We start from the raw sequence: 24,044 nt of genomic DNA, 5'->3' as shown, positions 1-24,044 counted from the left end.
ACTGAAGCTCACACGCACATAACTCGCTCGAGTGACACTTGCCATCACCACCATCACCGCCTGAATAACCTCAGTTCTGGATCCGCCACAGCCCAACGCTGAAGACCACCATGAGCGCATGCCAATTAAGCGACTAAATCGGCAGGACGCAGCTAAAGAACTCCCCTCCTGCTGCACGCATCTACTCGGGCAATAGTACCCAACCTCCCATGAAACACACGGGCAGCATGGCTAAGTGCACATGCGAGCCTCAACAACTCATTGCACTAATGAGACACCTTAGGCAACTTGAGTTCACGCCAACACGAGGCTCCTGAATCTCAACTCAACACAAACCCCACAAACAACCGATGCAATAGCCAGCAACATCACGCAAGAATATAAGTACTCGGACCGCAACGAGCACGCAAACCAGCAGCGCAATCATAGATTGCACAAATCCTTAAGAGATTTCTTCGCGACGGTACACCAACCTAACCTCGCAATCATCTTCACAGACCCAGCACTTGCAATAACGCCAATTTGCAACACTTACCACTCGCGGGGCAACCTTCAGATCACATCTAAGCTGTCTTTTTACCCAAGTTTCAACAGCACATCATTTTTCCTTAAAAATGCATGCGATTCGCCTGCAGTACAGTTGCAAGCAATTGGATCACAGTCCAGACTTTCACAGGCATATATGATTCACTCGACACACAACTATCACCTGCGATACCAGGACAATCACTTCCTTTTATCCGCAGAAACCGTTCGCCTTCCCCCAATTCGCATCAGCAGCTAATAGGAAAATTAAGAAATGGAAATATGGAGGCCACGGAGTAGCAAGAAGATGACACTCGAGCGATCCAAACGCAAAGAACGCACAAAAAAGCGAAAGCTGCTGGGAGAGAAACTCGAAGACCGCCGAATGCTCGTGGGCGACGATCAACCGTATGGGCTAGTTGCATTCTTCCCCTTTGACGACCCCTCCGTGACCACAGAATCGTCAAGCGAGATAGGGTCCGTGGTCGGGGTTTTCGATGGAGCCACCTATTCTTCTGATTCCAATGGCAGGACTGGAACCCCAGGAGATTATTCACTGGATACAAGTGGAGGTGGCGCCCGCATTGCCTCGCCACAGTTTCTGAATGATGCTGCAACGAACGGCGATTTGACGGTCGCATTTTGGCAAAAACTAGATAGTGTCGTCCAGTCGGTTCCTTTTATTGGAAAGTCTCCCTCGTCCACGTACTCCACTGGTTTGTCCGTCCATGCTCCCTGGACCGACAATCGGATTTATTTCGATACTCGCTCAGGGCCTGGGAATCAGCGACTGGAATTTCAAAGTCCAATGTCGTTGACGGGGGCGTGGCATCATTTTGCCTTCGTGCAACAAGGGGGCAGTAAATCTGTATGGATCGACGGGAAGCGTGTCGGTTCCGGTTCTGGGGCGCCCACGCTACCGACAGACTTCAATCACTTCATTATCGGAGGAAATCCCGGGTTTAGCCCTAACGGCCTGATCGATGATTTCGCGGTTTTTTCCGAGGCACTGCCCGATTATGCGATCGCTCAACTTGCTGAGGGCCAAGCCGCAGATGAACTGCAGGAAGTCGTTTCGCCTGTTACTCCTACTAACCCACATGGCCTTGTTGGCTATTTCCCATTTGACGACGTGACTGATCCGTCGCTATCGGCAAGCGAGATTGGTGACCCTGTCGGGGAGCTTTTCGGCGCCACTTTTTCTGCCGATGGGACTGGTCGTTCGGGCGGTGACGGAAATCATGCTTTGGACACCAGTAATGGGTATTTGCGTATCGATGACGCTGAGTTCATGAACAAGGCTGGCTACGAAGACGAAATCACGATTTCGTTTTGGCAAAAGCTCGACTCGCTTCGGCCAGCCTATGCATTCCGAGGGGAATCCCCATCTGTGCAATACCGTCGCGGAATCTCAGCACATGCTCCATGGACCACGAATGACATCATTTACGATACAGGGATCTCGCCAAGTCAAGCTCATAGACTCAGCTTTCGTAGCCCAAAAACGCTTACGGATGGGTGGCATCATTTCGCGTTTACTATGAACGACTATAAGGCGGTATGGATTGATGGCGTTTACGCTGGTTCAAGTTACTCGCCAGCTGGTTTGCTTTTTGATTTCGAGAATTTCTATATCGGAGGAATCGGGAGCAACACTGTTGATGGCATGATTGATGATTTCGCTGTGTTCGCAAGCGTGCTGCCATCGAACATTATTGCGGAGATCGCTGCAGGGCGCGATATAAGCTCCTTGGTTCAGGACGTTTCGCCGGTTTCCGAAGGCAACCCTAGTGGATTAGTGACCTACCTTCCTTTCGATGATGACTCTGCTCCGTCACAAGCCACGAGTTCCGTTGGGGCTGACATTGCTTCGTTGGTTGGTGCAAGTTACTCCGTAGACGGAGGTGGTCGCACTGGGCAAGCTGGGGACCGATCGCTGGATTCCACAAACGGTTATGCCGAGCTTGTGGGTGCCGAAGCTCTAAAGGATGCTGTGTTTGACGGCCGCGTCACAGTATCTTTTTGGCAAAAGCTGGATTCCATTGCCCCGTCAGCGTCTGTCTACGCGTACTCACCATCGTCAAGTGATAACCGAGGGCTGCTTGTTCACGCACCATGGACCGACGGTAAAGTCTATTTCGATGCACACGGTACCGGGGCTAATCAGCGTCAATATTTCTCTCGGCCTGGGCTTAACGATGGAGATTGGCATCATTTCGCATTCGTACAAGATGGAAACAAGAGGTCTGTCTGGATTGACGGTGTGAGGGAGGTGTCAGGGGCGGGGTTCGATCTAATTCCCGGAGACCTTACGACGCTGCGGATCGGTGGATCTTCCGCTAGCTCAACAGTCGACGGGGTGATTGATGATTTTGCAATATTCGCAACCGCATTACCTGAATCCTCGTTATTGAGCCTAGCGCTTGGGCAGTCGCCGCTAAATTTCATTACCAACCCGACTGACGATGAATCGCCCAGTGCTGTATCGGTTGATCCATTTGTGCAAACACCTGCTCCCGATGGGATGCGGATTCGACTTGCAACAATTGCGGGCGACAAAACAATTACGTCGCTGCCGATCCCATGGGAGGAAAGCCGCGGAGCACTCTACCTTGTCGAGAAATCAAAACACGACGCAAATAGAGTGGAGATTAGAGATGGGGATAAAATCATTGCAAGCCTTGATTTTGGTTACCCCGTACCCGCAACTCTAAATTTGTGGGTCGACTACCTAACGATTGATGGTGGCGAAACAACAATCCGCAATTCGGACCAGCACCTTTTCGCCTCGGACTATAAGGCCGTTGTTGCAACGAATCCAAATGATGCTACGGACCTGGCACTGCGAAACTTCCGCGACGAACTAGATCAAATACCATACCCGGATCTGACTGGCCCCGAAGCAAATCTAGCCAGCAGCTACACATTAAATCCACAGGCGTTAATCGCAACTCTTAAGTACACTGCTGCCGACTACTTCCAACGATTCAACCAACGGATTAATGGAAAATTAGCCGATGAGCGGTGGCAATCTGAAACCAGCATTTTAGTTACTGGATCAAACTCCGCCGCGGTCAACATGGGAGGCGAGTTTCATTATGCAATTCACGACCTCAAGATTTTTGAACCAGCCAATAACCACGTGAATTGGTCGACGTCGCTATCGGACGACGATGCTGCCTACATTGCTGATGCGTCCGCACGATCGATGTACGAAACCCTTCGCTCAGTAACCGGCGAGCAAACGGTTTCATCGTCTGAGCTAATAAGGGTCGCTGAGAGCCAAGGCCAACAGATTCACAGATGGAAAAAAATACAACCTGATGAGTATGTCGACCTTGAGTCAGGTAATACCGTGGCATCAGCAACTGCGGCCATGAACGCGTCGGGACCGTTCGCAACCGAAATCCAAAATGCATTAGATGACGGATTCATAGTACGCACGCATGCTGGAGCAGTCACGCTACATGCCACTTCAAGCTCGAACAACTGGACCGGAACTGGCGCACAGTTCTACCGAGCCGTGGAGTCCGGAGTTGAATTTTTCTCGAGGCGTTACTGGCATAACGGAAGCGCGCACTACCAGGCGGACAGCATAACAACAGCACTAGCAGGTGGAAATCAGCCCGCTAGCGACGTGCTGCCTGGGAAGGTTTATCGCAGCGATTTTGACGTTGCCGTTCCATCAATTGGCATCAACGCACAAATTGCTCGCCAATATCAATCGGGAGTATCGCAAGACGTTGGCTTTGGCGCTGGATGGTCGTTCACCTACGGCGCAAACCTCGAACTTACGAGCGACGATTCCACCATCATTTGGAATTTAGGCGATGGCACCGACAAAAACTTCACTGTCGACACATCTGCCGCTGGACCAGACCACCATTTCACAGCTGACGATGAACCTGGTTTGTCTGCGGTGAAACACACCGTCAACGGAACTGTCACATACTCAGTAACAACCAAAGACGGCACGCGTTTTGATTTCCATTTGCACGGAACTCTGAAGGCAAGATTGGTTGCAATCTATGACCGAAACGGCAACAAGCATGAGATAAATTACAACGGCAATAACTTGGCATCCATTGTCGACGCGACGGTTACGCAAGCACCGGAAACGTTATTTACATTTACCCACACGGGCGACCACATCTCATCGGTGACCGACAATGCTCTGAGGATGTGGACCTATCACTACGAAACGCTCGGTGGACACACCGTACTCACCGAGGTAAGAGGCCCTGGCGTCACCCCCATCGAGCGACAGATAGCCGAATACAGCTACGATCTCAGCGACAACATACCGCGACTACTTACTGCCAGCGATGGTGTCGGAAACTCAACGCAGTACACCTACGCTCCCAACGGTCGACTCCGTTCAAGTATTGACGGCTCCGGGAATCGCTTGATGTATCGATACGACGACTTCAACCTAGAATCCACTGTCTCTGACCTTCGTGGGTTTGTTGCACGGCAGACGTTTGATTCGCAAGGTCGCGTAATTTCGATTACATCGTCGTCTGGTGCAATTGAAAAACTCGAATATGCAGGCGACGAGCGGCTTGTCACGAAAAGGATTGCCAACGACGGTACCGAAACAACGTATCAATATGACTCGTTCGGAAATCAGATTCAAACGATAACGAATGGGCTGGTCACCGACACGGTCTACGATCCGATTTACAACCTAGCATTGTCCGTCACACAATCTCTCGCTGGAGTTGCAAATTCGAGCAGAACACTCTTCACGAGCCAAATTGATGGCAATGGAAACGTGATTTCCCTGACTGACGCACTTGGAAACACAATCAACCGAACATATACGTCGCGCGGGCTGCTACAGTCCGAAACATCGGCTCGCGGCACCGAAATCGGAAACACGACAGATTACACCACATCGTTTCAGTACAACTTATTAGGGCAAGTCACACAAAAAAACAGCCCTGGCTCGGCACAGGAAACGTTTACATATGACGCAAATCACAATCTCGCTCAATACACAAACCCGAACGGCAAAGTCACTCATTATGAATACGACCTATATGGTCGCGTCATTCGTGTAGAGTCTCCCGACCCGCATGCTGGAACCCCCGATGCCACGGGTCCCGTCGTTACTTTAATGACGTACGACGACTTGGGACGACTGATTTCAGAGACAGCCCCCGAGGGCACGGTCACAACGTACATGTACGATGCGGCAAGCCGGCCAATCAGCGTCTCCACAGGGGATAGCACCGAAACATTCGAGTATGATGCTGCCGGCAATGTTACTCGGGTAACCGATGCGTCTGATGAAGAAACACGGCACCATTATGACGGTAGTGGTCGAAAAATCGCGACCTACCGTCCCGATGGGACCACAACGCTCATCCAATACGATTCTCTCGGGAGAGTGTTGCGAAACGTTGATGCGTTAGGGCAGCAGACCTCGTGGGAATATGACGCAGCAACGAGTGCGATCACAGTCACCTATCCCGAAGGCGGAACTTCGACACAAGAGTTCGACGGCTACGGAAACTTAATAAAAGAAACTTCGCCCGCGGGAGCCGTAACCACTCACTCTTATGACGTGGCAAATCGTGTCGTCGAAACCCGCTTTGCCGATCAATGGATCCAGACATACCAATACGATGCCAACGGACAAATCGTATCTTCAACTCAGTATGACGTATCGGGGATCCCCAATGAATCAATTCCCGTCGACCTAAACTCCCTGGATGTCGACCGCATACGAAGTCGCTCAATTTCCTACTCCCCTTCGGGACGCCCCACCCACTGGACCAATCCAGATGGTGGTATCCGAACGGCAGAATACAATACAAGCGGCCAAATGGTCGCAATAACAAACGAAAACGGCTTGCGTCAAGAATTCGACTTCGGTGCGGCGGGCAATGTTTCGTCTGTTCGTATCACGGATGGTGTAACGGGCGCGAACGATCGCGTCATCCAAAATGTCGTGGATTCTCTGGGACGGCTAATCGAGCGACGTACGGGGAGCGGAACGACTCCTAACTACACGACTTCGGCCACTCTCTCGTACGACGCATTAACACAATCAACGATCGTAAACGGGTTGTTAGGAAATTCCGTCACCGTCGATAGTTCCTCCGATGGCAGAACGAGCGTAGCAACGGATTCCGCAGGCAGACTAATCACCACCTTACGTGATTCTGCTGGACGCACGCTGGGAACCACACTAACCGCAGCGGATGAAAACGACTCATTTCAAGACCGATCAACTAGCTACGAATACGATGACGCTGGACGTCTAGAAAGCTGGACAGACCCACTGGGTAACGTGTCAAACGTTGTCTATGACGCAGTCAATAAATCCATCATTCGATTGTCACCAGAATTGACCAACGGGGATCCAGACTCTCGCCTTGAATCACAGGAGCACTACAATTCACTAGGCCAAACCATCCGCCGGGTTGATCCCGACGGAAATGTGACAACCTATAGCTACGATACTGTTGGACGTCTACAAACCACCACGCTGCCAGACCCCGATGGTAATGGCCCGCTACCAGCTCCCTCAATTACCAATACCTACAACGGATTTGGCGATGTCATCGCCCAAGTCGACCACCTCGGACGAACAACTTCATTTACGTACGATGCGGCAGGACGCATTGAGAGCATCACTACCCCAGACCCAGACCAGTCTGGGCCGCTAGTTGGCAGAACAACAACTCGTGTGTATGACTTCGCGGGGAATATTCTCTCAGCGACTGATCAAATGGGCCGCACAACGTCATGGCAATACGACTCACATGGACGCGTGACAAAGGAAACGCTGCCCGACCCAGATCCAAACGATGGCGAATCCGCCCCAGAAACTACCTACACATACGATAGCGATGGGAGAGTTGCCCGAATTGTGGATGTCACCGGCGGCACCACAGACTTTGAATACGACGATCTCGGACGAGAAATCAAACGAACGCTACCAGAGGCCTATGTTGGAGAGCCACGTCCGGAAATAACTCGTGGATACGACGCAGGCGGCAACGTTATCTGGGTCACCGATGCGAGCGGCGAAACGACGCACTTTACCTACGACATTGCAGGCCAATTGCTGCAAATGACACTTCCGGATCCAGATGCCGATGGCCCACTTGCCGCTCCGGCTCGCTCATACACCTACGATGCGGCTGGTCGAGTCGCAAGCTTTACTGACGAAGCAGGAGTGATCACAGGCTACAACTATGACTCTTTGGGGCGTCTCGTCTCGCAAACAACCTCCGATCCCGATGGTGAAGGCCCGCTCGCCGAGTTTTCTACGTACTGGTCTTACGATGCGAACGGAAATGTCCTGACCTTGAGCGATTCCTTAGGAAGATCTAGTCACTTCACTTACGATGCGCTTGGCCGAGAGATATCACAGACTCGCCCCGATCCCGACCTAACGGTTCCAAGTGACACTCCGATCTTCTACAAAGCCTACGATCCGGCTGGCAATCTCACATCGGTTACCGATGCATTGGGGCGCGTCACAGCTCTCGAATACGACGATGCCGGTCGTCTAGTTCGCCAGACGGCCCCTTCCGTCGACGGGGTAAGTCCTGTCACCGAATTCCAATATGATCAAGCTGGCAATTTAGTTGCAGTAACCGATCCGCTTGGACGAATGACCACACACGAATATGACCACTGGAACCGACGAGTCAAAACATACTTGCCGGATCTAGACGTCAACGACGCCCTCCCTGCCCTGTCCGTCTCTCAGAGTTATGACAACGCCAGTCGTATCGTCTCGAAGCGAGATTCCGCGGATCGCGAGACAAGTTATGTCTATGATGGACGCGGCCAGCTGGTCCAAACGATTTATCGCGACTTGGATCCAAACGACGGAATCCCGGCACCTTCAATCTCAACCGAGTACGATGTGGCTGGCCGCGTGGTTGCAACCACCGATACGCTCGGGCGTCAAACGAAATTCACGCACGATGCCTTGGGACGGATCACCGCCGTTATTCTTCCCGCCGCGGATGGCTCAGCAACCGATGGCCCAACTACCCATTCTGTCTACGACGATAGTGGCAATCTCGTTTCTTCGATCGATCCTTTGGGACGTGTAACAAGCTTTACTTACGACGATTGGGGACGCGAAATACTGAAAACACATCCTGATCCCGATGGAAGTGGTCCTCTCCCAGCCCCCACCATCCAGACAATCTATGATGCCGCTGGCAATATTGAAAAAACGATTGACCACCTGGGCCGGCAAACGGTGACACAATATGACCGGCTAGATCGGCCTGTTTTGACGACCTATCCGGACCCAGATCTTAGCGACAGTAATCCAGCACCAACATTCACGCGACAATACGATGTGAGCGGTGCACTTGTCTCAGAAACCGATGCGTTAGGCCGGATCACCAGCTTCCAGTATGACGCCCTCGGCCGCCTGATCCAAACAACGCTTCCGGATCCAGACCTCGCGGATGCAATCCCCGCCCCCACCACTTCGCAACAATACGATCTTGTTGGAAATATCCTTGCAAGAACCGACCAAGATGGTGCGACGACGACTTGGACATACGACGCACTCGGCAGAACATTGAGCGAAACCTATGCCGATCCAGACGGAAACGGCCCTGCGATCGCGCCAACCAAGACATTCGCGTACGACAATGCAGGTAACGTATTATCCGAATCGGTGCTTGTTGCTACTGGCACTTCACTGATGACTAGCTTTGGATATGACACGTGGAACCGCCAAGTCCAAGTGACGGCACCCGAAGGCGATATTACCCAGTACCAATACGACACTGAGGGGAACCTGCTGGCCGTGACAGACGGCTCAACCAACACGACTTCATACACCTACGATGCGCTCAACCAGCAAATCACGAGCACAAATGAAGCCGGAGCCGTCCGCACTTATGTTTACGACGATGCCGGCCGATTGACACATCGAACCGATCGCAACGGGCGAGTAACGCAGTACATTCACGATGATCTCGACCGACTGACTCATGAAACTTGGTTGGATACCACAGGGACAACCATTGAAGAATATGTCTCGACTTTTAATGATGCGGGATTACTTGATTCAATTAGCGATGGCGATGTCAACGACGTATTTACTTATGACAACGCGGGGCGGCTGATTCAGTCGGCTCGTAGCGGCGGAGGCTTAACCGCTTTTGCGACGTTCGCTTACACGTATGACCTGGGCGATCAATTGACCTCAATCGCCCAATCAGTCCCTGGCAATAGCGATGTCACCACTAATTACTCGTACGACGATGCGGGGCGAATCCAAGAAATCGTTCAATCGGGACCATCGATTACAACAAAACGTGTCGAGTACGAACGAAGCCAATACGGCCAAGTGATCGGGCTCGATCGCTTCCTAGGAACGGCGACCGCACCGTCGGTATCGACCGACGTACTTCGCGACGCGATAGGTCGTCGAACAGCGATTTCACACCGCCAAGGCAACACAATTCTTGCCGATTACTCGTACACCTACGACGCTTCATCACGCGTAACCGCAGTTGATTCGCTGACAGATGGACTAACCAGCCTAACGCTCGATGATAATGGACGACTCACAACCGCAGATCATTCGGCAATTCCCGATGAATCGTTCCAATACGATGCGACTGGCAACCGAGTCGATACCGACAACGTCAATGGAACAAACAATAAACTTCTATCCGACGGCAATTTCAATTACGAATATGATGCCGAAGGTAACCGCACCGCTCGCGTAGATATTGCCACCGGTGAACGCACCGAATTCACGTACGATCATCGCAACCGAATTACGTTTGTAGAGCGTCTTGATTCATCCGGTAATTTGCTCGAACGCGTTGAATACACCTATGACTCAGCAAATCACCGCACAGGCCGTGCGGTGGATTCCGACGCGGACGGATTTGCAGATGTCGTGGAACGCTTTGTCGTTGATGGCGACACCGTTGTTGCCGTCGTAGATGAAACTGGCGACATTACCAACCAATTCTTCCACGGAGCAGTCGTTGACGAAGTCTTGGCAGATGAAAACGCTGCGGGAGATGTCACCTGGACTTTGGCTGACGCGAACAAAACGATTCGCGACTTGGCACAAGACATCTCTGGGGCCACGCAAGTCGTCAATCACCGTGTTTACGACAGTTTTGGAAACCTTCATTCGCAATCTAATCCGTCGGTGGATCATCTCTTCGGGTTCACAGGTCGCGATTATGATGAAGCCACTGGACTTCACTACTACCGCGACCGTTGGATGGATCCCGTATCGGGGCTGTTCTTGAGCGAGGACCCGCTTGGCTTTGATGGCGGTGACCTCAACTTGATGAACTACGTTGGTGGTGCGCCGCATGATTACACCGACCCGACGGGCAATAGCTGGCTGAGCAGTGTTTTCAAGAAGGTCTCGCGTGAATTCAATCGCGTTATCAATCAAATTGCAGATGTGGTCGACGAAGCGTTCGACGACATTGGCGACTTTTTGGAGGAAGCCCGCGATGACGTTCGCGATTTCGCGGACGACCACCCCTACCTAACGGCGGGTATCGCGTTGGCAACGGGAGCGTGGTTCGTTAGCGCGGCTGGCGGATTCATCGGTGCGGCCGCGAAGCTCAGTGCATTGGCGAGCAAAGCAGTTGGTTCGATTAGCACCGCATGGGCGCCTGCTTCCTCAGGTATTGGCGGGACGTTCAGCATCAACGTTGGCAGTTTCGCTAGCGTGAACGTGGGAGCCGGAATCAGCGGCACAAGTGCATTCGCTAGCGCGAACGTCAGTGTTTTAGGATTGCCTGTTGCGGGCGTCGGAAAGTCGATCGGTGCGTTTGGAAAAATTAGTAACCCATTCGCTAGCACTTTGGTTGGTAACTTTACCGACTCGGTACTCAGCAACTCATTGGGGAATGTCGGCCAATTCAGCGTTCCGTCCAACTTTGTCGGCGGATCTAGGAAAACACACTCGCTGATCACTGGCTACGGGATGAACCCACTCGACGTCGGCAGCTTCCTACCTCAAGTCGCAAACGACACCGCCTATAACTTCGGCTATTCACAGCTAAACCAAACCGGTTTACCGATGGCCTACAGTATCGCATCGCAAACCGCCGCCTTTGGCAGCGACGTTTACGGCGCGTTTCAGGACGTGTCTGCACCACCACCGTCTGTGCACGCTGCCTCTCAAGTCGGAGCACGCACGGACGATGCGATACGTCAGGTTGATTACGGCGCGTTCGCCTTGCCCGACGGACTGGCGATGAGTCTGGCGTACTATGAAGATGACTTTTCGCAGTCGTCAAATAAGGTTCGTACAGCAGATGAGACCCTCACTGCCGAGAATCACTGGGGCGACAGCTATTTTGAATATGCCCTTGGGATGGGCGGAGCAGGCTTACTTGGAATCGGGCAAGGAATTCTGAATTTTGGCAACAGCGTGACCGATTTGGTAGCCGACGCCGGCAATGCTGTGACATCGCTTCCGAACGGGATTGCAAACGGATATTACTATCTTGCCGACGTTTCTGAGCACAATCGGATGTACGTACCTAAAATTCCCAAGGGCGACTGGGCGAAAGATACGTTGGTGTACCAAGACGAAACCAGCTTCGCAGTGAGCAAAATTTCGGTTGGTGCAGGCGCGCAAATATTGACGGGAACGGGATTGGCGAAACTCGCGCAAGCTCCGGGATGGCTGGGCCGCGTTGGTACCACCCTGGAAGCGCTAGATATTGTCGAAGGTACGGTTTCGTCAGCAAAAGGAGTGCACAACGCATACAACGAGGGATTGGACTGGTCCAATGGTTCTCAAATTATCTTGGGATCAAGCTCACTTAGTGGCAACTTCGCTGAACCACTAGAAGATGCCTTAGGTTCATTGCGTCAGTACCGTATATCCCTAGATACAACAACCTTGAACAGCGGCTTGCCCATTGGCGGCGTAAAGGTTATAAAGAACGCCCCAAATCAGGGACTGAGGATTCCGCAGGGACTTTCTCCACGTCAGTTCGATCGTATTTCTGCTCAGATACGATCCAAAGCCGATGACCTTGGGTTAGGCAGCGATGTCTTCGTTCAAGGAAGCAGGGCCAGTGGTACAGCTCGTGCGACCTCTGACATCGACATTGCTATCAGGGTTTCCCCCGAGCGATTTGATTCGTTCATAAACAATCCACAGCTGTCACGACTGTCTAATCCGCGTGCCGGATCAAAGTTGGCAGATACTCGTAGTCACGCACTTCAGACAGGAAAGATTCAGTCTGGTGAGGCTCGGCTTTCTAGGCTTCGCACGGCGCTGGAAAACGGTCTCGGCATTGATGTTGATCTCTCGGTTATTCGTCGCGGAGGTCAGTTTGACAACGGTGTTCAATCGCCATTAAGCTTCGGATTTTAGGAGGTCGCTTGAGCTATGTTTGATCCGTACTGCAAACTCTATATTCAAACCGATGTTGAACGATCATCGGTTCTGTCACGATGTCACGAGGTACTCGGGGGCAGCCAATCTCGAAATGCCGTCGAAAATTCGTTGCTTCTTCTCCGGATAGATGAGAATGACGACTTCGACGAAGAGCGTTTGAATTCTGAACAGAATTATGTCTTCGCAAAGTTTGTTTCGGAGGTCGAGGGAATCGAAGATGATGTAAGTGAAGAATCATTCATCGAATCTATCTGTAAGTTGATAACTACTTTGCGAACAGACGGAATGTTGGTGGTTGCGGCTTGTGAGTTTGAGGACGAGGTCGCTGCTCGTACTGGTTCAAACTAGGTTGCCATTAGTCGCCGCGACAAACAACGTGACCGAAGTGATTGATTGACCAGTCGCGGCGAAACTTCGGTTGATGTTCTAACTGAAACCGACGGCCAAACGATTCGCCATCAGGACGCACTTGCAAGCCGTCGGAACCACCGCCACTTGATGACCGCTTGCGTCTTCTGCGCGAACAGCAGAAAGGAGTAGAAAGCGGAGCAGAAAGGGACAGGCAACGGAGCAGAAAGGGACAGGCAAAAACACTTGACGATTTCGTCTGAATGCGTAGGATTATTCGGTTGCGTGCGTTATGCTGCTGCCCCGATATTCCTGCTCATGGAGTCGATGCGATGCCTCGTCAAGCTCGTGGTGAAGTTCTGGATCCTCTCGAAGTCCAAGTGGTGCATTGCATTCAAAGATGCGTACGCCGGGCCTTTCTGTGCGGCGACGACCCGGTGACGGGAAACTCCTATGAGCATCGGCGTGGCTGGATTCGTGATCGGCTGGAGTTCTTAGCTTCGGTGTTTGCCGTCGATTGCTTGACTTTTTCGGTGATGCACAACCACATACACCTTGTCCTTCGCAGTCGGCCCGATGTCGTAGCGGCTTGGTCCGATGACGAGGTGGCCCGGCGTTGGTTGCGATTATTTCCGCAGCGGCGAAATGAAGACGGCTCTCCTGCAGATCCAAGCAAGCCCGAGTTGGACATGATCCTCCATCAGCCTGAAGTGCTTGCTCAGCGACGGCGTCGGTTGTCGGATCTCAGTTGGTGGATGCGCTGCACGGCTGAAAATATCGCTCGGCGTAGCAATGCCGAGGATCAGGTAACCGGCCACTTTTGGGAAGGTAGATTTAAAGCACAGCGATTGCTCGATGAGGCGAGTTTGTTGGCTTGCGCGGCGTACGTGGATCTCAATCCGATCCGGGCTGCGTTGGCCGAGACGCCAGAGTCCAGCGAGTACACTGGAGCGAAAGATCGGATCGACGACCTGAACGAGCGAGACGACCGCAGTCGGCCCAATACCCACGACTGGGAACGGAGCCGTCGTCGACGCCGCAGCGGTTGGATGAGTCCGATCGAGATCGATGAACAACATGATGAAATCGGCCCCGCAGTGGATGCGTCCGGACGTCGGGCGAGCAGCAAGGGTTTTTTGCCGTTGTCGATGGCTCGCTATTTGGAGTTGCTCGATTGGACGGGGCGGCAGTTGCGTAGCGACAAGATCGGAAGCCTACCGGATCATTTGAAGCCTATCCTCCAGCGGATTGGTTTGGACACACACGGTTGGTGCGATGTCGTGGGTAAATTCGGACGCATTTTCAAGCGAGCGGCGGGCACACCCGAGAGTCTCGCGGGTGAGGCGTGCCGTCGCGGTCAGAGCTGGCTCTGTGCGCGAGAGAACCCGCTGGGTCTCTCGTCGGTCTAACCGACGCCTGGGGACATGGCATGTTTTTCGTGGGTTGACTTTCAGTTAGCCGAGGGGAAGATCCCTTTTAATGACGTTGCAGGTTCCTTCAACTTCGGTGAGGTGCTTGATGGTTCTTGGCCCGCTGGGAAGTCTTCGATCTCGACGAAATTGCGATCGCCCACATCTGTAGTCGGACCGTTCGCCGCTGCTTCTTGATGGGCGATGATCCTGTTACCGGCAAAAACTTTGACCATCGCATAGATTGGATCGAACAATACCTGATGCAATTCGCTCAGGCCTTTGGAGCAGATCTACTCGGGGTAGCTTTGCTATCAAATCACGTACATTTGATTCTGCGAACTCGGCCCGACGTTGTTGCCACCTGGAGCGACAACGAGGTGGCACGGCGGTGGATGATGATTTGTCTGCATCGCCGAAGTTCGGATGGGCTGCTGCTTCCGCCAACCGAAGCAGAGATCCGATCGATCGCTGGACGCCCCGTCAAATGTGGTGAAATCCGCAATCGACTCAGCAGTATCAGCTGGTGGATGCGACTGCTTTGCCGAGGTGTCGCGATGCGAGCTAACCAGGAAGACGAAGAATCGGGATGCTTTTCTTTATGTCACGCGGATGGTCGACGAAGCCTTGCTGCTGGCGTGTGCCGCCTATGTCGCTCTGGATAAAAAGGACAGCAACGGCCAATTCTTTTCTGAAACGCGATCACATCTCGCTTTGGCGGCGAATCCAGACGATCATCGCCGATGGGAATGGTGGAGTTTCAGGGGCCGAACAGCGAGGCCGATTCTTGACCAATATCGCTTAAGTGCGTTTTGGCAAGAAATGGTCCTGCGTAAGCCAATCGGGTCACCGCTGCAGCGACGAAGGTTTCTTGCTGATGTCGCTGGAAGATTATTTGGAAATGCTCGACTTGACTACCCACCAGATCACATCGAACAAACGCGGCTACACGTCCGAAAATGTCCCACAAGTGCTCAAGCGATCGGGATTGGAAACCAAGACGTGCTGCGAATTAGCGCGAGACTTTAGCCGCTTATTGTGCGTAGTTGCCGAGCGCCCCGAACGCACCGATCCGCTGCATCGCCACCGCACTTACCACCGCTGTCATTTGCCGCGACGAGCGTGAGAGTTACTCGCTCATTAACGAGCAGCTCACCCGTTCTCTTATTTTTACAATTGGCCATGACGACGCATCGTCGACTGTGGAAACGCTGAGGCTACCGCTGAATTTCATCTCATGTCTGGCTGAAGGAGTTGCTGTCAGCGGCGAATTTGGCCGTAACGCTCTTAACATGCCCACAAATTTGGTACGACCCGTTCCCTTTTAGTATCTAAGATCACGTCCGCAAGATCCTCTACCTTTGCAACCAATCACCGACCGACCTCACGCGGTGTTGGTCGGTTCGTTAACGCAGTGTCTGTTTCGCCAACCGTTTAGCACCTCTGGAACGATAATTGGAGGGTTTTCCGGTGGCGGAAGTCGTCAACGTTTTCCAGGCTGGTCGAAACTCTCAACGAGTTCCGCTACCGAAAAAAAATCCGAGCACTACTATCAAGTCGTGATCAGCGGATCGCATCCGATGAGCGGATCGTCCAAAGAGGAGATGGTCGCGCAAGTGCTGTCCGAACTCACCGCGGTCTTTCCAGCGACTCAAACGGCAACGCTGCTGCGTCACCGCGTCGTCACCGATCCCAAATCGGTGTTCTCGATCCGCCCGGCGGTCGAGCGACTTCGCCCGCCCCCCTGCCCTGCCCCGGCTAAATTGCCGTGGCTTTGTTTGGCGGGCGACTGGACACGCACCGGTTGGCCCGCGACGATGGAAGGCGCCGTGATCAGCGGCATTCAGGCTGCCAGCAGTGTCGTTGAAACCGTAGGGCTGCCCAGCATCGCTGCCGATCCCGGGCTGAAACGCGGCTGGTTGGCTAACCGTCTGATCGCTCCCTAAGCTCTAAAAAGCTCCAAAAGTTTTGCCATTGTTCTCACCGCAGGTCTCTACCGCCAAAACCGTCTACGGACTCGCAGCGATCGCCGCCTTCATGACTGCGATCTTGGCGATGCTGGGACGTGTGTGGTGGTGCCAACTCGGTGACCTGCTTCCTTGGTCTTGGGACATTTGGTCGAGCCATAATTCTCAGCACCTGGTCGATCCCTACTCGCTTTCCCATCTGGAACACGGCTTTGCGTTGTGGGTGATCTTTCATTTGCTAGCAGGCAAGAAGGTCAGCCAGTCGTCGATCTTGTTGGCGATTGCTGGCATCGAAGCGATTTGGGAGATCGCCGAGAACACGCCATGGATGATCCAGCGTTACCGAGAAACCACCATCTCGCTGGACTACTTCGGCGATAGCATTCTAAATTCCCTCTCCGATTATTTGATGTGTGTGACGGGGACGGTGATCGCAATCGTCTCGCGACATCGCTTCGGCATTTGGATGGCGGTGCTGGTGGTCGCCTTGCTTGAAATCGCTTCTCTCCTTTGGATCCGCGACAGCCTAGCAATGAACATCATCATGCTAGCATTCCCGATTGAAGCGATTCGCGACTGGCAGTCAGCCGGAAAATAAAATTTTCGCGTGAGCGAATGTGTGTCGTTGTGGTGCCGTTGCCGGACCGTGGGTGCGGCAGCGGCGAACCAATTCTTGACGCGACATTTCTAAAATCCAAGTCATGGATCCGCGGCGAATTGAATAATTGTTATTGCCGCTAAAACCTCAAGACGATATATCCCCTAACAGATGATACCGCCATCGCCTCGGATTAACGCATTCGTCCGATCGACGATGCATCCATCCCTTTCCCTTGCAAAACAAGAATCGATGCACACTATTATCCTGCCGTACTTTTCGGAAGCAGAAATTGATCGTTACGAGCGGATTTTAGACCACATGCTTTCGATGGAATCGCCGAAGTGCGAGTTTGAGTTTTTGCTATCAGCCAGTCCAAGGACGGAACCGAGTGACCGATTGATGCGATCGGCGTCGCGGATCGCTCCGGCGAGTCATTTACACTGCCCGACCCAAGTTTTCGGTTATCCATTCGGCGCAACGGCGATGTTTTGGGACAGCATGCGGCATGTCGCCGACATGAGCGATGACAACAACGGTTTCGCATTGTGGATGGAATCGGACATGTGCCCGGTTGCCGCCGATTGGCTCGACCGCTTGGATGATCATTGGCAATCCAGCGGCGACGTATTGCTGATGGGTTGTGAGGTACCGGATGTGTACCGTGATTGTCAGAAAAAATTTCGTTTGTACCGCCCTTTTCGTCATCGCCCGATCGAAAAGAAGCGATGGATTGCTCGGCACATCAATGGTGGCGCGTGCTACCGTCGTGATCTGATTCACCAAGTCAGCCCGGAATACCAAGACGGTATCTTTGACGTTCGGCTCGGAGACTTGCTGCGTGAACAAGGTGGTTACAGCAGCACGCCTGCGATCGCCTTTTCGACACTCGATCGACTCAACCATGATCTTCGCGATCCTGATAAGGTATTGCTGCACGGCTACCTACAAGACAAAGATACCTTTTTGCACGCATGCATCAGCGGCGAAGCGGTGGCCGCGCCCAGTCCAACCGTGGAGCGCCGAGTCTTCTTCGGACGATTCTCAACGCGGGTTAAACCGCATCCAAGTGAGGCGATGCTGGCAGCAATCCTGGAAGCCAAAGAACCTGAGCTGCCCGCGTTGAAGATTGTCCAACGCCAAGCCATCTCGCGAACCGAAGCGATCGCTTCGCCAGCTCCAACAACCACCCAATCGCAGCAAAGCAAAGCAGCATAACGCATCGCGACGGCGTCAGTCCGATGCCGTTTACTTTGAAACAAATCAGGTGATTTTATTGCGGAGCGGACAGGGGCCTCGCCCGCTGAAATTCAAACCTTTTACACGCTGCGTCCGGGCGACGCCCCGCGTCGCACCGCTACTAGAACGCAGATCGCACTGGACGTGAGCCGCCATTTGCGTTCTGCAATCCTCCAATGCCTCGACACTCCCTGCCCCGACTCTCTACTGAATTGGCATGAAAAATCTATTCCGAGCGGTGCGTCTGGTCGCCCAATATCGTTGGTCGGTTGTGATGGCCACACTTTGTTCGCTCCTGATCGCATTGACGTGGGGAAGCAATCTTGCCGCCGTTTATCCGTTTGTCGAGGTGATCTTTGATGGCCAAACGGTGTCGAGTTGGTCAACCCAGCAAACGGCAAAACTGCAAACCGAACTCGCCGAATTGGGCGGGCAGGCTGAAGACAATGGGCAGGCCGAAGGCAATGGGCAGGCTAACATCGAGGGAAAACCGGCCGCTGATGCGGAATTGGCCCCCCGCGACGACGTCGCACTGATGGACGCCGCGGCGCTGGAAACCGCGGCACGTCGCGAAGCCATTTTACAGCGTTTACGGCTACACGCGGCGGCTCAGCCTTGGATCGACGCCTACGCCCCGACGACTCCGTTTGGAACGCTCGCAGCCGTGGTGGCGTTTGTCATCACCATGACCGTGGTGCGATGCGTGCTGCTAGGCATGAACATGGTTCTGGTGACGCGAGTCTCGCAGGGCGTGGTCTTCCGGCTGCAAAACGAATTATTTCGCTCGCTGCTTTCGAGCGACTTAGCCGAATTGAATCGTCATGGCACCGGAGCGCTCGCAAGCCGGGTGAATTACGAAACGACTCACATCGGCAGCACGGTACAAACGCTGATCGGCCGCTTGCTACGCGAACCACTGAAATTGGCGACCTGTGTCGCGGGTGCCGCGCTGGTGAATTGGCGATTGTTGATCGTATCACTATTGGTCTGTCCCGCAGCCATGTTTGTGCTGATGCGAATCAACCAATCAATCAAACAAACCACGCTTCGAGCGATGGAAGGATCGGCGGGGCTGATGAACCAATTGGTTCAATCGCTGACCTATGTCAAAGCGATCAAATCGCATAACACCGAAGCACCAGAACGGCGGGCGGTACGTGAAACCGCAGCCAAACTGTACCAACAACAAGTCCGCATCACGTGGTACGACGCACTGCTGCGTGGCAACAACGAAGTACTCGGCACCGGCGTCGTTTGTCTGTCGCTACTTGCCGGCGGCTACTTGGTGCTCGGCGAACAAACGCATATCTTTGGCATCCGCATGTCGGGCAGCCAGATGACGTTCAGCACGCTGGTGCTGTTTTATGGCTTGCTACTAGGAGCAACCGACCCGCTGCGAAAACTCGGCGGCGTGCATATGAACATTCGACTCGGTGCCCTCGCCGCAGATCGCTTGTACGCCCATCTGGATTGCCCACGAAAAATCGAAGAGCCCAAACATCCGCGTGCTCTGCCTGGGGGCCCGGTCGACCTGAGTTTCCAGAACGTCAGCTTTGGTTATCGCAGTGATCAAACCGTGCTGGACCAGATCAACGTTGATATCTACGCAGGCGAACACATCGCAATTGTCGGGGCCAACGGCTCGGGTAAAAGCACGATGATGGATCTGCTGCCGCGATTCTATGATCCACGCGAAGGCGAAGTCTTGCTGGATGGCATCTCGCTAAAAGAATACTCGGTTCGAGACCTTCGCCGTTATGTGACCGTGGTCAGCCAACAAGCGGCGTTGTTTGATGACACCATCGCCAAAAACATTGCGTATGGCTGCGGCAGCGTCGATCCGGAACGCATTCGCCAAGCCGCCGAACAATCGCATGCATTGGAATTTATCGAAGCGTTGCCCGACGGATTTGACACCAAAATCGGCGAACATGGCAACCAACTCTCCGGTGGTCAACGGCAACGATTGACGCTGGCTCGCGCGATCTTGCGTGATTCACCTCTGATTGTCTTGGATGAAGCGACTAGTCAAATCGACCCCGAAAGCGAGCGTCTTATCCACGAAGCGCTAGAGACGTTCCTGCAAGGCCGAACGGCATTGATGATCACGCACCGTTTGTCGACGCTGACGTTGGCCGACCGCATCATCGTGATGGAACAGGGCAAAATCACGGGGACGGGGACTCACGACGAACTCATCCGTACGTCGGAGGCTTATCGGCTGCTTCATCAGAAGCAAGAAATTGCCACCAAGTCGATTGCGGCCTGAAGCGAGTCGCCGTGAGGCCCCGTCTGGGAACCTCACGAATGGATGTAATCGACAAAACAGCAACACGGCGAGCGGCTCAATCGCTTTGCTCGCTCAATTGCTTTGCTAGAGCAGGTTAAAAAATGATGTGGGATTCAAGCCGTAGCTACGTTCGCCAGAACGTGGTCCACCGTCTGGCGACGGCAGCTACATCAAAAGTGAAAATGCTCTAGCCCCATCACCATGCTAGCCATTGATCCGCGTTTGCAGATCGGCAACCACGTCATCGATCTTCACGCGAGTTTGCTCGAGGGTATCACGATCACGAATCGTGACCGTTCGATCAGTCAACGTGTCGGTGTCCACGGTGATGCAGTACGGTGTACCGGCTTCGTCTTGACGACGATAACGTCGGCCCACCGCGCCTTTTTCATCATAGAACACGTTCATGTGCCGCTTCAGCTCGCCGTAGATCTCGTGAGCCACTTCGGGCATGCCGTCTTTCTTCACTAGTGGAAAGACAGCCGCTTTGATCGGAGCCAAGCGAGGATGCAGCTTCATCACCGTGCGGCTTTGCAATTTGCCGTTCTCGTCCGGCGCTTCGTCTTCGGTGTAGGCTTCGCACAGGAACGCTAGTGCGCCGCGGTCCGCCCCGGCCGAAGGCTCGACCACGTGTGGCACGAATTTCTCGTTGGTCGCTTCGTCACGATAACTTAGATCGCGACCACTGCCGCGATACTTGGGTTTGCCGTCCTCGCCCAGTTCAACTTGCATTGGCCGAGTCGAAGGATCGAGTTTGCCTTCCATGTGGCTTCGCAGATCGAAGTCGCCGCGATGGGCGATGCCTTCCAACTCACCATATTCGCCTTCGGGCAAGAAAGGAAAGGCGTACTCGATGTCGGCCGTGCCGACACTGTAATGCGCCAACTCTTCCTGATGGTGCTCACGCATGATCAGTGATTCGTCCGATAGCCCCAACGCCTTGTACCATGCCAAACGGCGATCGCGCCAATAACGGTACCACTGCTGAGATTGATCGGGGTGACAGAAGAACTCGATCTCCATCTGCTCGAATTCACGCGATCGGAAGGTGAAGTTCCGCGGCGTGATCTCGTTACGGAAACTCTTGCCGATTTGGCCGATCCCGAATGGCAGTCCAACGCGGCTGCTGTCGAGCACGTTCTTGAAATTGACGAAAATCCCTTGAGCGGTCTCAGGACGCAGGAACGTGGTATCGTCTTCGCCGCCGAGCGCTCCGAGCGTCGTTTTGAACATCAAATTGAACTCGCGAGGCTCGGTGAGCGTGTCCAAGTTCTTTGCGTCAGGCGCCAGCACATTCTCGGTGGAATCGAGCTTGTCGAGCGTCAGCGATTCGTCGCCCACGCTGATCTTGTCGGCGTCTTTGTTGCGAAGCCGGAAAAATTTCATGCCGCGGCGGCGAACTTCATCAAGTTCCTGCTCGGCTTCGGCCATGGTGGTGACAAAGACCTTCTTGTCTTGGTACTCGACCCAGCGACCGCGAATTTGATCGAACCGGTATCGCTTTTTCGACTCGCGGCAATCGACCATGTGATCATGGAACAGATCGTAGTGACCGCTGCACTTCCATACTTGAGGGTGCATGATGATCGTGCTATCCAGCCCCACCATCTCGAACGCAGTCGGTGCCGATTCGGGTTTCACCAACTCGTTGTGGCCGCTGATCATGTCGTGCCACCAAGCGTCCTTGAGATTTCGCTTGAGCTCGACGCCCAGCGGACCGTAGTCCCAAAACCCTTGGATACCACCATAAATCTCGCTGGATTGAAACAAGTAGCCACGTCGTTTGCACAACGACACGATTTTTTCCATCGACTTCATGATGCGTTTATTAGGAGAAAGAGGAACGGGATCCGATTGAAACGAATCGCCAATCGTATGCCTTTTTGCTCGTTTCGACGAGAGTGGACAAAGCAAGCGAAGACTCGGGCTGCTAAATCGCTAGCGAACCACCCCAAAGGAGCGGTTTCGCAGCGGCAAACGAGGCAAAGAAGGGTTGAGCCGGTGATGCCCAAGCATCGGCTAATTCAACGGTTCGAACTGAGTCAGGTCCCCACGGGTCGTCCTGATTCCATTGGCCCGCGTTCACAGCCCGCGCTCACTGACACGATGCCGTCTACTTTGGGTAGCGATCGCGGCGAGGGGACTCATCCAGCTGCAGCGAATAAAACGTTCGAAATTGACCGGGCGGGGCCCCGCGCCGCTCCGCTATAAAACCGCCCGTTTAGTGCGAACGTAGATGGGTTTGGTCCCGCGCTGCAGCATTAGAACGCCTATCGCCCGGAGACGTGACTGCCAAGAACGGTGCGTTAGCGAAAAAGAGAGCGATCGATCGCCTAGCGGCGGATGAATCCGCTGTCATACCCGACCGGCGAAGCGATTTGAGTGCCATTGGACTGGGTCGAGGGAATCGGTACCGCGTTCAAATGCTGGCTCAGTGCGGCAATTCGTTCAGCAGCGGCCGTCTGCATGTTATTGATCGCGAGGCTGCGTTGATAATTCTGCAGTGCTTGCTGCAAATCTCCCGATTTCTCACGCAATCGCCCTAGCGCCAACCATGCTCGCGCGTTGTTGGCATCCAGTTGCACGGAATCTTCGAGATACTTTAGTGCCGTTTGCGGTTCGCCATACTCTTCGTACAGACGCGCTAACTCGATTCGCGGCTCGGCATACGTGGGGTTTTGAGCGGCCCAGTTCTTCAGCAGTGCAAAAGCCCGATCCGCACGACCGGTATCGACCAACAACACCCCTAAACCGCGGTGGCACTCCACATGGTTCGGATCGTGATCCAAACATTGGTTGTAGAGCGCTTCGGCCTGCTGGATCAATTCGCTCTCGCCTCGCTGGTTCCCCAACCGATGGGTGGTAGCGGCCAAATTGTAGTAGCCATCAGCGTTATTGGGGTCGGTTTCAATCACCTGCTGGAACTGCTGCAGTGCCGCGGTGTATTGGCCTTGCTCGTAAAGCCGAGCGCCTTGAGCGTTTTTACCGCTGGCCGCCCACTGGCACCCCGAACTAGCGATCAGTGAGATCGAGATCCACGATGCGAGCGAACTCCATCGGCAAAAGGTGCGTGCTGCTGAGGCGACAGGATACGTTTGTCCAGTCATGAGATAAGTCATCCTGACGTGGGGAGCGAAGCGATGTTCGGCGGCTAAGCCCCGAAACCCCTCCAATGGCGTTCGATTGATGGAATTACGGTGCGAATTATGTCGAACGTTAGCAACGCAAGGATTCACAAGGCAATAGCGGAACTTTCGGTTCTAACGAATCGTCCAACATC

General features: G+C 53.6%; 11 protein-coding genes. 8 read left to right on the top strand and 3 right to left on the bottom strand.

Going from position 1 to position 24,044, the window contains the following annotated elements; genetic code table 11:
- Positions 1-832: 832 nt before the first annotated feature.
- Both ABEA92_RS08400 and ABEA92_RS08395 read left to right on the top strand, forming a co-directional pair.
- A complete protein-coding gene (locus ABEA92_RS08400; RefSeq protein ID WP_345683373.1) occupies positions 833-12,889 on the top strand; it encodes a LamG-like jellyroll fold domain-containing protein in 12,057 nt (4,018 codons plus the stop codon).
- A gap of 635 nt (positions 12,890-13,524) precedes the next feature.
- Positions 13,525-14,670: a hypothetical protein gene (locus tag ABEA92_RS08395; RefSeq protein ID WP_345683372.1), complete on the top strand. Its 1,146-nt coding sequence runs from the start codon at positions 13,525-13,527 to the stop codon at positions 14,668-14,670.
- A 41-nt stretch (positions 14,671-14,711) separates the two neighbouring features.
- On the opposite strand, the gene ABEA92_RS08390 is transcribed toward ABEA92_RS08395, so the two are convergent.
- On the bottom strand, positions 14,712-14,927 hold the full coding sequence (locus ABEA92_RS08390) for a hypothetical protein (RefSeq protein ID WP_345683371.1): 216 nt from the start codon (positions 14,925-14,927) through the stop codon (positions 14,712-14,714).
- A gap of 72 nt (positions 14,928-14,999) precedes the next feature.
- Between ABEA92_RS08390 and ABEA92_RS08385 the strand changes: the two genes are divergently transcribed.
- From ABEA92_RS08385 to ABEA92_RS08360, 6 genes are all read left to right on the top strand, one after another.
- On the top strand, positions 15,000-15,335 hold the full coding sequence (locus ABEA92_RS08385) for a hypothetical protein (RefSeq protein WP_345683370.1): 336 nt from the start codon (positions 15,000-15,002) through the stop codon (positions 15,333-15,335).
- A 212-nt stretch (positions 15,336-15,547) separates the two neighbouring features.
- Entirely contained in the window at positions 15,548-15,796 is a 249-nt protein-coding gene (locus ABEA92_RS08380; RefSeq protein ID WP_345683369.1) for a hypothetical protein, read from the top strand.
- Positions 15,797-16,031: 235 nt separating this feature from the next.
- On the top strand, positions 16,032-16,616 hold the full coding sequence (locus ABEA92_RS08375) for an FAD-dependent oxidoreductase (protein ID WP_345683368.1): 585 nt from the start codon (positions 16,032-16,034) through the stop codon (positions 16,614-16,616).
- 22 nt (positions 16,617-16,638) lie between these two features.
- Positions 16,639-17,235, top strand: a complete 597-nt coding sequence (locus ABEA92_RS08370; RefSeq protein ID WP_345683367.1) for a DUF2585 family protein — start codon at positions 16,639-16,641, stop codon at positions 17,233-17,235.
- 252 nt (positions 17,236-17,487) lie between these two features.
- Positions 17,488-18,453 (top strand): hypothetical protein, encoded by a 966-nt coding sequence (locus tag ABEA92_RS08365; RefSeq protein ID WP_345683366.1) that lies wholly within the window; start codon positions 17,488-17,490, stop codon positions 18,451-18,453.
- A gap of 238 nt (positions 18,454-18,691) precedes the next feature.
- The gene (locus tag ABEA92_RS08360; RefSeq protein ID WP_345683365.1) at positions 18,692-20,743 is read left to right on the top strand and encodes an ABC transporter ATP-binding protein; all 2,052 of its coding nucleotides are present in this window, start codon (positions 18,692-18,694) and stop codon (positions 20,741-20,743) included.
- 225 nt (positions 20,744-20,968) lie between these two features.
- On the opposite strand, the gene ABEA92_RS08355 is transcribed toward ABEA92_RS08360, so the two are convergent.
- A complete protein-coding gene (locus ABEA92_RS08355; protein WP_345683639.1) occupies positions 20,969-22,573 on the bottom strand; it encodes a glycine--tRNA ligase in 1,605 nt (534 codons plus the stop codon).
- A 524-nt stretch (positions 22,574-23,097) separates the two neighbouring features.
- On the bottom strand, positions 23,098-23,871 hold the full coding sequence (locus ABEA92_RS08350) for a tetratricopeptide repeat protein (RefSeq protein WP_345683364.1): 774 nt from the start codon (positions 23,869-23,871) through the stop codon (positions 23,098-23,100).
- Positions 23,872-24,044 lie beyond the last annotated feature (173 nt).

The organism is Novipirellula caenicola, assembly GCF_039545035.1.
Taxonomy (GTDB): domain Bacteria; phylum Planctomycetota; class Planctomycetia; order Pirellulales; family Pirellulaceae; genus Novipirellula; species Novipirellula caenicola.
This window is presented reverse-complemented; position numbering and strand designations above follow the sequence as displayed.

Coding starts and splice junctions, on each gene's coding strand:
- ABEA92_RS08400 (WP_345683373.1), top strand. CDS start 833: ATGACACTCGAGCGATCCAAACGCAAAGAACGCACAAAAAAGCGAAAG.
- ABEA92_RS08395 (WP_345683372.1), top strand. CDS start 13,525: ATGCGTAGGATTATTCGGTTGCGTGCGTTATGCTGCTGCCCCGATATT.
- ABEA92_RS08380 (WP_345683369.1), top strand. CDS start 15,548: ATGTCGCTGGAAGATTATTTGGAAATGCTCGACTTGACTACCCACCAG.
- ABEA92_RS08365 (WP_345683366.1), top strand. CDS start 17,488: ATGCACACTATTATCCTGCCGTACTTTTCGGAAGCAGAAATTGATCGT.
- ABEA92_RS08360 (WP_345683365.1), top strand. CDS start 18,692: ATGAAAAATCTATTCCGAGCGGTGCGTCTGGTCGCCCAATATCGTTGG.
- ABEA92_RS08355 (WP_345683639.1), bottom strand. CDS start 22,573: ATGGAAAAAATCGTGTCGTTGTGCAAACGACGTGGCTACTTGTTTCAA.
- ABEA92_RS08350 (WP_345683364.1), bottom strand. CDS start 23,871: ATGACTGGACAAACGTATCCTGTCGCCTCAGCAGCACGCACCTTTTGC.